General features: G+C 38.0%; 6 protein-coding genes. 4 read left to right on the top strand and 2 right to left on the bottom strand.

The annotated features are described in order from the left end of the window. Window positions 1-12: 12 nt before the first annotated feature. A complete protein-coding gene (locus tag MWU84_RS17290; protein ID WP_111624466.1) occupies window positions 13-4,428 on the bottom strand; it encodes a CusA/CzcA family heavy metal efflux RND transporter in 4,416 nt (1,471 codons plus the stop codon). 118 nt (window positions 4,429-4,546) lie between these two features. After that, a complete protein-coding gene (locus MWU84_RS17285) occupies window positions 4,547-4,918 on the bottom strand; it encodes a hypothetical protein (protein ID WP_069859089.1) in 372 nt (123 codons plus the stop codon). A gap of 721 nt (window positions 4,919-5,639) precedes the next feature. Here MWU84_RS17285 and MWU84_RS17280 point away from each other — a divergent pair. From MWU84_RS17280 to MWU84_RS17265, 4 genes are all read left to right on the top strand, one after another. Then, a complete protein-coding gene (locus MWU84_RS17280) occupies window positions 5,640-10,205 on the top strand; it encodes a hypothetical protein (protein ID WP_111624465.1) in 4,566 nt (1,521 codons plus the stop codon). 570 nt (window positions 10,206-10,775) lie between these two features. Beyond that, window positions 10,776-11,399 (top strand): transcriptional repressor LexA, encoded by a 624-nt coding sequence (gene lexA / locus MWU84_RS17275; RefSeq protein WP_111624464.1) that lies wholly within the window; start codon window positions 10,776-10,778, stop codon window positions 11,397-11,399. A 2-nt stretch (window positions 11,400-11,401) separates the two neighbouring features. After that, complete coding sequence (locus MWU84_RS17270) at window positions 11,402-12,433, top strand: nucleotidyltransferase (protein ID WP_111624463.1); 1,032 nt, start codon at window positions 11,402-11,404, stop codon at window positions 12,431-12,433. 3 nt (window positions 12,434-12,436) lie between these two features. Next, window positions 12,437-13,189 (top strand): E2/UBC family protein (locus MWU84_RS17265; protein ID WP_246904092.1); only part of this gene is annotated, 753 nt, incomplete at its 3' end.

Genomic DNA, 13,189 nt, shown 5'->3' with positions numbered 1-13,189 from the left:
TTTTCTTTAATGTTATAGATTGCCCAACTGGTATTGTACCTCGATGGCCTGTTGGTTAAATTGATTGATATATTGTAAATGTGTTTGTTTTATCCTGATGGCACTATTTAGGATAGTGATATAGTTCACATATTCTATCTCGCCTTCCTTGGATGCCAATTGTGCCGTGGCTATCTGTTCTTCTGCCAATAACAATGCACCATCCTCATAATATTGCAATATCTTTTGTGTTTTTTCAAGGGATTTGAGCAATTGGGAAACACGGCTTTCAGTTATAGCTTTTTGTTCCAAATATTGATTTTCTGCGACCATCGCATCTGCCTTGGCTGCCTTTACCCTTGATTTCTGAGGATAAAACCATAACGGAATACTAATTCCTGCCTGATAGGTATTGAAGCCTGAAACATCATCTACCACTTGCCGTCCATAGGAAAGACTGAATTTTGGCAGGAACCCCGATTTTTCAACACCCACATTGGCTTTGCTTACTTCTACATTTTGAAGCGAATATTGCAATATGGGGTTATTTGCCACGGTCGTTGAATCCATTATATTGCTCAAATTCATTGGCTCATATAAAACCGAAAACGTTTCAATAGGTGCTTCCGTTCCCAAATACTGCTTTAGGGCCCGTTTGGCAATTTCAATATCATCATAGGCCTGTTGTCGCAATACTTGAATCTGCTGGTATTCCGAGGAAGCAGAAATAAATTCCAACTTTCCGGATTCGCCCGTATCGTAACGCAATTGTGCTGCGGTCTTAAAATTGGCATAAACACTATCCAATTGTTCGGCAAAAAGAAGTTGCGCTTTATTATAATTTATTTGGTCATACGCTTGCATTACATTTCTTATCAATTGTTGCTCGTTTACCGCATAGAATTTTTCGCCCAGTGCCACACGCTGTTTGTAAAACTTCGATTTTGAAAAGCCAGAAAGCAAATCGATATTGCCCTGCTGTACACCAATAGTAGTCTGTATTCCAGGAAGATTATTGCCATATTCTTCTTTTCCTGTAAAAACCTGCGTGCTACCCATGTCGAAACTTGTACCTTTCATTGCTTGTTCGCGTTCAATAAAGGCTTGACTTTCTTTAAGGGATGGATAATTTTGCTTTGCCATTGCAATAGCTTCTTCCAAAGTAATGGGCTTCAGAACTGAAGTGGCCTGTTTTGTTTCCTGTGCAAAGCTATTTCCGGAAGTGAATACAGTACCCAATACTAATAGAACAATAATTACCGTGGTGCTTTTATTGACATAGCTTTCATCACCTTTATTACCCTTTTTTTCTTTTCGGGTTTCGAGCCAATAGTATAAAACAGGTATGACTACCAAGGTTAAAAATGTTGCCGTAAGCAGTCCACCAATTACCACTGTTGCAAGAGGCCGTTGAACTTCAGCACCACCAGAGGTAGAAACCGCCATAGGGATAAAGCCCATAATAGCCGCAGTTGCAGTAAGCAAAATTGGACGTAAACGTTCGTGCGTAGCTTCGTATATACGTTTTTTTAAATCTGTCATTCCACCTTCTTTTAGTTCATTGAATTTATTTATGAGTACCAGTCCATTCAATACAGCAACTCCAAAGAGTACAATAAACCCAACACCTGCAGATATACTAAAAGGCATACCACGGACCAACAGGGCGAAAACTCCACCAATGGCAGCCAAGGGTACGGCCATATAAATCATTAAGGACTGAGAAAATGAGTTGAGTGCGAAATAGAGCAATATGAAAATTAAGAACAATGCAATTGGTACAACAATCATTAATCGGTCTGTGGCTCGTTGCAAATTCTCAAAAGAACCGCCGTATGTGATATAATAACCCGCTGGTAATTTAACTTCGGCTTCCAATTTCTGCTGAATTTCCTCCACCATCGTTTTTACATCACGCCCACGGACATTGACGCCAATGGAAATACGACGGTAGGTATTGTCCCTTGATATTTGCATCGGGCCAGGTTTGTAACTGATATCAGCTACTTCTTTTAAAGGTACTTGTGCACCACTTGGTAAATCGATATAAAGATTTTTTAGGCTATTGATGTCTTTTCTAAATTCCTTGGCCAAACGGATGACCACATCAAATCGTTTTTCGCCTTCGAAAATGACACTGGCTTTTTCACCCGCAAAAGCAGCGCTCACATAATCGTTCAACTTATCAACGGTAACACCGTATTGTGCCATCTTTGCACGGTTGTAAACCACGGTCATTTGAGGCAGACCGCTGGTGGCTTCCACATTCAGGTCGGCCGCTCCGGGAACGGTTCTAATGACGGCTGCTATTTCTTTAATTTTATTAGCCAATACGCCCAGATCCTCGCCATATAATTTTATGGCGACATCTTCCCGAACACCTGTAAGCAACTCATTAAAACGAAGTTCTACGGGTTGTGTAAAAACAAAATTGACACCGGGAATCACAGAAATTTTCTCTTGAATTTTTTCTATGAGTTCTTCCTTACTATCTGCCGAAGTCCATTTGCTTTTATCTTTCTCCAGAATAATATAGCTGTCGGCAATGTCCATAGGCATCGGATCAGTTGGGATTTCAGCAACACCAATACGTGAGACCATTGTTTTTACTTCAGGGAATTGTTTTACGATATTTTGAAGTTTTTTTGAAGCTTCAATGGATTCCGTAAGGCTACTACCAGGTTTTATAAGGGCCTGCATCGCAATATCGCCTTCATCAAATTTTGGAATAAATTCGCCACCCATATTGCTGAAAATAAATCCTGCAATCAATAATAGCCCGACGGCTCCAATTACAACACCTGCCTTAAAGCGCAGTGCAAAATTGAGCAACGGTACATACGCTTTGTTTAAACCGGACATTATTTTATCACTGAACCTGTCAATCTTGTTTTCAAATTTGGCGAACCAACTATTTTGATTTTTGGTGGGTTTTAAAAATAATGCAGAAATCATTGGTACGTAGGTAAGACAAAGAATTATCGCTCCCAAAACGGCAAATCCAAAGGTGAATGCCATCGGACGGAACATTTTTCCTTCAATTCCAGTTAAGAATAGAATAGGTGTAAATACTATTAGAATGATCAATTGTCCAAAAAATGCGGAATTCATCATCGTACTTGCCGATTCATAGGCTATTTCATCCATTTCAGATTGCTCGATAACGGTTGTAGTTTTTTTCATCCGTTGATGAATATGGAATACCATTCCTTCCACAATAATTACTGCTCCATCTACAATAATTCCAAAATCAATAGCTCCCAATGACATCAGGTTGGCCCAAACGCCAAATTGTTTCATTAAGATAAATGCGAACAATAGGGATAGTGGAATAACCGAGGCTGTTATCAATCCGCCACGGAAACTTCCCAAAAGTAGCACCAGAACGAATATTACGATCAACGACCCTTCTATAAGATTTTTTTCGACGGTACTAGTTGTTCTGTCAATGAGATCGCTTCGGCTTAAAAAAGTATCAATGTAAACGCCCTCCGGAAGGGATTTTTGAATTTCGATTATACGTTTCTCAACATTTTTGACCACGTTGCTCGGGCTTTGCCCTTTTAGCATCAAAATTTGTCCACCAACGGATTCGTGTCCATCTTGGGTAAAAGCACCATAACGCACCTGACTTCCATATCCTACTTTTTCTGCAACGTCACGAACTAAAACAGGACTACCGTTCTGTGAGGTAACAACAATATTTTCTAAATCGGCGATGCTACGTGCCAAGCCTTCGCCTCGAATAAAATTGGCTTGATGGTTTTTTTCGATATAAGCACCGCCCGTATTGGCATTATTAACTTTCAGGGCTTCAAAAACCTGATTCATTGTAATGCCAAAACTTTTCAATTTATCGGGGTTAATGGCTACTTCATATTGCTTTACAAATCCTCCAAAAGCATTGACCTCCACAACACCGGGCACTAATGCCATTTGACGCTTTACAATCCAATCCTGAATGGTACGTAGCTCCATTGCATCAAATTTATCCTCGTAGCCTTCCTTTACTTTTAGCGTGTATTGGTAAATTTCGCCCAATCCCGTAGTAATTGGTGCCATAAAGGGCTTCCCAAATCCTGCGGGGATTTCTTCGCTCACTTCTGCGAGTTTCTCTTGCACCAACTGTCGGGGCAAATATGTTCCTGCTTCATCATCGAAAACAATGGTAACTACGGAAAGCCCAAAACGGGAAACGGAGCGCAACTCAATAACATCGGGTAAATTGGCCATTGCCAATTCCACCGGATAGGTTACAAATTGCTCAATATCCTCTGTCCCCAGATTAGGTGCAGTTGTTATAACTTGTACTTGGTTGTTGGTAATATCTGGTACAGAGCCAAGGTTTATAGTGGCCATAGAGTAAATGCCCGTGCCTACAAGTGCCACTATAAATAGCCCAATAATAAATTTATTATTAATGGAAAATGAAATGATTTTGTTAATCATGGATTACAGCGTTAATTCAGTTAAAAAAATGATGGTATGCGCAATTGAATCCGATACTTATCGAAACGAAAGCTTCATAATAGGACAGAGTTATCCTAGTTGTCCTATGAAAACTGAATTATGCCCGTGGGGGTTGGTAAAGTGATTCCAGGAATCTGGAATTGAAGAGGAATGAATATTTGCCATACTCAAAGCTGTTTTCAAATCTTATAGACTTAATTTCAACTGAATTAGCGGGAGCAACAAATACTATGGGATGGCAGCACTGATTATGGGTATGTGATGGAATTTTGTCCTCTTCCGAACCCGTATGGTGGAATCCATTATCGCCTTCTGAATTAAAATAATCCTCGACCACATACTCAAAAAATGAATCTCCATCGTACTCCCTGTGATCTTGATAATGTTCAACGAAATGCGAAATTTTTTCAATTTGTTCACATAAGTCCATATCCATAGCTACTCCTTGAAGAAGAAAAATAAATGACATTGATATGGAAACAAATATATTCATTTGAATTGCAAAGGTAATTGAATTTTAGTGCAACTGGGTTGCAAAATTTTTAAATCCAATTGGTTTCATAAAACGACAGTGGCTGTCGCAGAAAGGGTAATTCTATAATTAGAGCTGTTTGTATTATAATATTCCGCGATATGTAATTTCGCTTTGGTACGGTATGATATTAAAAGGGCTTGCAGACCTTTTAATATTTGAGAGGTTGGCACTTTGTACCACACTTTGTATATGTTTTTCTTCTAAAAAGTTTCATTTACAAGCGTAATGTGAGCGGGATGGTAAATAATCCAATCCTTTCTTTTAGAATATAGATAGTTTTTTTCGCCGTATAACTTTTCCAACCGAATTGCACCTTAGGAATAGAACTTAATTCTTACATATTACGGTATTTTGATTCTTTAGTCTCGCTCATTTCAGGATAGACCAAAATGCTTTGTTTGCAAGGTAACATGATAGAAAAAATTATAACTGACATAAAATTCCTACAAAATATACAATATTCTCTACTAGATATACAATCTGTTCTTGGGATATTCATTTTTGAAGTACCTTCCTATATATTCTTTTTTTAAAGACCTCACGACTTGCCAACAGCGATTGAACTTTTGGCATGATTTCCTTCCTCCAGTTCTAAAACCTTGTTTTAGATTCCTTTATTTATAATACGAAAATATTAACAGTTAAATCGAATGCTATGGCTGCAACAGGAAACAATTATATCGATTTCGTTTCAGAATTAATTTACGGTGATTTGGGAGCCGGGGAATTGGGAGCAGTAGCCCCTATAGGAGCAAAAAACCATATCCATTGGACACGAGATAATATTCCTTCATCAGGTGCTACCGCGGTAACTGGTGATGCCTTTCTTGAGCATCACCTAGATTATATGCTAAGCTTATACGAATCATGGCGAAGTAAATATTTCCTTCCTCCGGTGAGACCATGGGATGGACAAAGCAGTATGGAAGGCGAGCAATCGGCTACAGTTCCTGGAGCCGGCCCCTTACCTGGAAATACAGATGCATTGGGAACGAGTATTCGACTATATTACAACACCAATTATCGTAGCCTAATTACAGAAGAGATGGCTGATGAAGTAAAGGCGCCCTATAGTTACCGATATTGGGCATTTGTAAAATGGGCAAGCGATTTAAGAAAACGAGTTTTGGGGCAACCGGTAATACATGTTCACAAGGTTTTTGATAGAAATGGTACGATACTTTCTGAAAAAGATTTCACCGATATTTTTCATCAGGTGCATCATGTTTGGCATCCTAATGGACCAATAGGTGGAGGCTGGACAACTGCAACACCTTTCTTCAATACGAGTGTAGGTCAGCACCAAGGAAAAAAGGAAATAAGCCGTACCCAAGTGGGTGCGGAATTCTTCACTTTTCATAGGGATCATTTGGAGTTATTTGATCGCTGGTTAAAAAGCACAGGTCAGGATGTAATACAAGACATAAATACATGTGCCCACGATACCGATCCCAATGACCCACCTCCTGCCGGAGTGCAATCTGATTACTCAGGTTATCCACATATTGAAGATTGGAGCGATAATCCACCGGATGTTATCTTTAACGATATTCATACGACTTATTGGGAAAGTGATGTGGATGAGTTTAGTAATATCGGTGAAATGGGTCAACGTTTTGCCACAGACTTTAATCAGTTTCCTACTATAAATGTACCGGGAGTTTCGGATACCGGTTATCATGGAACAGGGCATGTACTTAATGCTGATCTAGCGCCACCAGTTGATAATAATCATTCGCCTCGTTTTTTTGCATGGCACGGTTTTAATGATAGTGTTTGGCGTAAAAGAGAGCCTAGATTTGAGACTTTTAAATTGGTGCAATCAGACAATTCAGATTTTCCACAGCCAAATACATTGACCATTTTAAGAGATCTTAATGCATCACTTGATACTGTTGAACCAAGCTTGGGTGTTGCCGCTATTGATATTACAAACGGTCAAGGGGCAATAAGAATTGAATTGAATGTAGAACCAGACCCTTTTGGTCGCACTTTAGAATTGGAATTAAAATGTGAGGTTTTTCGCGGAGCACTAGGTAGTACTGCCGTAATAGCATTAACACGAAATCTAACAATAATTCCAGTGGGTGTTCCATCGGGGAATCAACGTTTGGCGAACATCGATTTTTTTGAAGATTTTGATTTTGACGGAACGGCCGGAACCGAGGATACAGATTTTGATGGGCCTTTTAAATCAGATAATTTACTTTTTGTACCTACTCCAGTTGGTTTTAAAAATCACACTATCCGAATTAGCGGTTATCTAACTTGTACTTCGAAGCCAGATGGTACTGTGCCCACTGTAACTGGAACAATTTCAAGTGCCGGTTTAAATGTAACCGGTGTTGGGTCAGCATTCTCTTCCGATTTAAGACAGGGTGATTTAATTCGTAGTAACGGACAGGTAAGGATGATTACTAGTATAAGCAACAATACCAGCTTAATTTTACTTGAACCTTTTAGCCCGGATTTACCCGCCGGATCCACCTATGAACGATTGGACGGTTTTGATCATAAATCGGAAGTAGAGATCTCGTTAATTCAGGAAAAATCGGCACCTGATATCACAACTTATTTGGATCTAAGTACTTTTAGTATTGAGCAGGTGGCCGCTGTAGGAACCACCGTTTTCGACGATGCATTTTATGTTGTCTTACAAGATCAAACTACTAGACCGTATTTAATTACATGGCCCGCAGATGTAGAGCCTGCCCTGTACGGCTTAATTGCTCCTCCATTATATTCAGCTGGTCTTTACACAGATTTGGCACATCGTCCTACCATTGAGTTGCGGGATGCTATAACGGATGCAGTGATACCGGGCGTGGAGGTGCTGGTTACCTCCTTACAACCGGAAGACCCGGGATTACATCCTACATTTCAGCAACGGGTCACTTGTCCTTGCCAGGTTACATTTACCGGGCAGGATGCGTTTGCCGGCTTAATTGCAGCAGGCGATTTCACTATGGTAAAGGTAGTGGTTACTGCAACAGACCGTTGTGGAAATCAAGTAGTTGATGATAGTATTCAAATCAGATTACAGTTTAATCCAAATCCATATATGTTGGATGGTCCTAAGCATTGGTTAAGCACCGATACAAGGGTATTTCAAATTCCAGAAGGGCAGGCTCGTTTTGGGGTTCCAGCCGGATGGACAGATCCAAATACATTTATTCAACAAGTAATTTCTAATTTTAGAACAGGGAACGGCACTGCAGGAGGGGAAACCTTCGATGGTTTGGAGGCTGATCAAGGAGATGCCAAATTGGAGTATTCTACTAGCATAGGTGGCGTTAATATTTATAATTTTGCTTTGGCACAAGTGCATTTACAGAGTGCGGTTCCTCTTGATGATCTTCGGGTAACATTCAGGTTCTTTCGTTGGGGAGTGGCAAATGTAGAGTTTAACAATACACTGGCATATCGCTCAGATGCATCAACCATTGGTTTGCTCGGGAAAACCACGTCTAACGAGTTGGCATCCATTCCGTTTTTTGCGGAACCTCGGGTGGCAACCACTGTGGATATGGGCACACAGATCGATCCTTTCAACTTATTTGATTTCGCCCCTACCGGAGGAACGGAAGCGCTAAGTTATTTTGGTGCTTATCTGGATATAAATCAGACAACGCCACGCTTTCCGCAGACGTACACGGGTGATGGACCCTTTATTGGCGCTTTGCAGAGCATTCGGGATTTATTGGAAGATCATCACCAGTGTATGGTAGTTGAATTGCTACATCCTTCAGATCCCACTATAAATGGATCTACACCTGGCAATTCAGATAATCTATCCCAGCGAAACTTGCTGATCGTTCAAACAGCAAACCCCGGTTCGGAAATAACCAGGACTGTACAACATGCTTTTAATATTGATTTAACAAGGAGTATAAAAAGACCACAAAAAGATCTTCCTCCAATAATAGATCCAATTCATTTGCATCATTCCCATAGTGTTGACGGGCACGGTCTGTCCGTGGCTGACACTGATAATCATGAAAATCACGATAAGGGCAATATACTATTGAACAATAGTTTATCACCAATAAAAATCAATCGAGCTCGACCCATAGTGGATGGGAACCACCATAATGGCGACTTGAAATCGGAAGTATTACATCTTGAGGAAAGTTGGTTGGCGCAATCTCCTGGATTGCTAAAGCGCTTTAAGGATAAGTTGCATGCCAAGCATGAAGCAATGGAAAGGTGGACCTTTAGTATTGACAAATGGAAACCCACAACAGGACTGGATGAGTTGGCAATTTTTTGGAATAACCTTCCCAAAACCTCAGAAGTTGAACTCTACCTACCAGGGGTGAATGTCGAGGAAATATTCAATTTCAGAAGCCTAAGACACGCACCCTCTACGGTAAAAATAGTTGATTCACATACCTTAAGACTTTTCCCCACAGGGACTACATATTTGCCAATTGCTCCATTCTGGGGTGATAATATATCGGGCTTGATAAAAGTAAAATTACCGGCCGGTATAAAAAAAGGACAACGTTTTAAAGTTGATATTTTGCAAATGCGTGCAGATGAAGCACGTACCTTAGGTGGGTTTCAGCTAAATATTCAAGTGGAAAAAGCGTTAGAAATTCTAGATGCCGATCTTCGCATACTTGAATTGTTTCACAAGCGGCTTAGTGTGAAAAAAGCGGACGATAGATGGTATCCTATAGTTGCCAGACAAGTTGAATTTGCAAGAAAACGTGCCAAAGATATGGTAGCTTTGGCAAATGAGGAGAACCCGGATATGGATCCATTAGAATGGAAGGACCCCACAGAATTTAAGAAGGGTAAAAAAGTGAGGGTCGTAATAGAGAAAATTCAAATCACAGATGATAGGGAACCTTTCTTTAAAGGCAAAGGTGAGTTTCGTTTTTTTGCCAAAGTATATACGCCGAACAACGGCGGCATATTAACAAAAAACATATTTCCTTTAAAGGGGCACTACCATTTAAGTGATATCAAAGGGTCGAATGAAATTATTCTCAATGCCGCCATATTTGAAAATTGGGTTGAGGACAAATTAAGGATCCAGATCGGCGGCGTAGAGTTGGACACCTTTGATCCGGATGATCATCTTCTTAATTATAAGCAAGAATATGACGGAAATCCAGTGTCATGGTTTAAAAATTATTCACCTTCAGGAGACCCCATTGATTCGATGGATATGGATGGATGGAAACTATGGTATCGAATTGAACAGGCTGGATAGCAATTAAGTCTTTTGGAAAAATATCTTGTAGGTTGGGATTTGAACCTATTAAACTTATATGTCAATCTGTACTATACTGTCTTGCGTGGAGCATGTCTCTACCCACCCGAGGGGAAACTTTGCTTGGATCGAATAAAAATGGAAGGTCTGGTAGGCTTTTTATTTTTGAGCAGGTTGGTGCCCTGGTGTATTGGCCAATACACTTTCTTTGACATTAGATTTGTCCTAAAAAGTGTAAGGTTATAATATGTTCTATAATGTTTTGCGTTATGTAACTTGAGCTTTGGTAAAAGCGAAAGATGCTACTTCAATTTCCTGAAAAAATTTCTTCTCAAAAGATTCTTCTTCAATGTGAATGGAACACTTTTTATGCGACCCAAGGTAGGAGGGGAGTGTAATGTGTGTGGAATGCTATTATTTAGACAAATTTTATTCCATTACGGAATTCCGCAAAGAAGTAATTGACTCTTATCTTACATTTACATAGATTAATTGATAAATGTTAATAACTAGTTCAAAACTAATTGTTTATGAAAACTAAAACAGTGTATTCAAAGTGTATATTTGTGTATGTATACAAATTTATCAGATAAAGAAGTAGAAGCGGTAAAGCTTATTCGGAATTTCCTTTTACATCAAGGTAGAACACCGAGTGTTCGTGAGCTTATGAAAGGACTGAATTACAAATCACCTCGATCTGCTTCAGTTCTTTTTAATTTACTAGAAGAAAAAGATATTCTGAAAAAGAAATCTGATGGTAGTTTTCAAATGGTTGATTTTGAAATTCTTGAAGAGTTTGGAGCAAGAGCCCAAACTGTGAAAATTCCATTATTAGGAAATGTTGCTTGTGGAATTCCAATTTTTGCTGATGAGAATATTGAGGCAGAAATCTCAATTTCTATTGAAATGATAAAAAAAGGATATAAATATTTTTTATTAAGAGCTAAAGGAGATTCTATGGATAAAGCAGGTATTAATAATGGTGATTTATTATTAATAAGACAGCAACAAGATGCGGAAAACGGAGATAGAATATTAGCTTTAATTGATGATGAAGCCACTGTTAAAGAATATAATAAGAGTAACGGAATGGTTATTCTAAAACCAAAATCAAATAACCAAATACATCAACCAATAATACTTACGGATAATTTTAGAATTCAAGGTGTTATTGAGAATGTGATAAAAATATAATTATGGCAAATAATATACAAGAAGCGTTTATAGAATTTCATTCAAAAATAAAGCTAGATTTTGAAAATAATCAGTTACTTGTTGATAAACGAGATATTATTATTGATGAAATAAGAGTTTACCTGAAAAAGAAGGCTGAGGATGAAGGTGTTAAAATTAGTTTCACTTTTGAAAATCAAGGTAGTTACTCAATGAGTACAGGGATTGAACCATTAGTAGGTGAAGACTATGACATTGATATTATGCTTCTTTTTAATATAGCAAAAGAAGATTATACTGCAAAAGAAGTAAAACAATGGGTTTATAATGCTTTAAATAAATATCCTCGTACAGTTTCAATAAAAAAACCTTGTGTAAGAGTACAATATCATCAATCTGGAGAAACGCTTTATCATGTTGATTTAGCGGTATATTCTAATGGTAATAATGATGATAACAAATATTTATCCAAAAAACCAAAATATGCAAGTGATAATGAAGAATGGGAAGATGCTCAACCTAAAGAGCTAAAAAAACTTGTAAATGGAAAATTTACTGTAACTGACGAAAGGCATCAGTTTAAAAGATGTATTCGTTACTTAAAAAGATGGAAAGATTTCAAATTTAAGTATACTGAAGCTGGAAGACCTACAGGAATAAGTATTACCGCATTAGCTTTGAATGGTTTTTCGCCTGAACTAGATTATAATGGATTTACAAATACTTATAAGGCAAATGATATAAAGGCTCTTAGAAATTTTGTTGATTATATATTAAGTCAATTTACGTGGGCAAATGACATTGAAGTAAGGTTACCGGTCAAACCTTACAATAATCTTTTTGAAAAAATGAAAGATATTCAAAAAGAAAATTTTAAGGAAAAATTAAATGATTTAAAACATAAGTTGAATGAGGCAGATAACGAGACTGATCCTAATAAGGCAAGTAAAATTTTAATAAAGGTTTTTGGTAATGATTTCCCTGAAATAACTAAAAAAGAATCTGCTCAAGTTAGAACTGCGCCAGCAATTGTTAGTTCTCCAGACCAAGCATAGAGGTTGGATACTAGAGAATTGTTAAATATCGTCAAATCCCTTAAGGGTTTTACTTTCTTGAAGGAGCTAAAAAAAGATGAATTTCCATCAAAAAAATGGAATCTTGATTACGGATTTAGTGGGAATGTTGAAATTAATGGTATTAAAACTACCATAATAATAGCATTTAATGAACATTACCCATATAAAAAGCCAATCTTCTTTCTTAAAGACTATGATGCATTAGATTTTATTCCTCATGTGGAAAATGATGGGTATATATGTTACACTGACGATAATATTATACTTAATTCTCAAGTTCCGAATGAAATTTTAGAGCAAACAACACTCCTGGTTTTAGATACTTTAAAAAAAGGAAACAATAAAGTTAATATTAACGATTTTTTTGAGGAATTTGAAGATTACTGGAATCGAAATCATGCACAATTTGATACTACACTAATTTCATCGTTTAGACCAACTGAAGAAGTTCAATTAATAAGAAGAGCAAAAATCGGTGGAAAAATAATTATTGGCCTTGATGATAATGCAATTGTTGAAACAGCCATAAGGTTTAAAACTTCTCGAAGACCAAATAAGGCTTTATTTAGGAACTGTATTTATATACCTCTTGAGAATCCATTATTGCCTCCAAACTATAATGATTTTTGGGAATCAGAGGAGTGGATACTTCGGACCAAATTGCGCCAGGCTTTTCGGTTTCATTGCGCCAGTGATTTCGGTTCAAACTGCGCCACTTCCCTGAGGGATTTCGGT

The sequence above is a fragment of the Arenibacter sp. F20364 genome, from assembly GCF_023015905.1.
Taxonomy (GTDB): domain Bacteria; phylum Bacteroidota; class Bacteroidia; order Flavobacteriales; family Flavobacteriaceae; genus Arenibacter.
The sequence above is the reverse complement of the archived record's forward strand: the minus strand, read 5'-3'. Positions and strand labels throughout refer to the sequence as shown.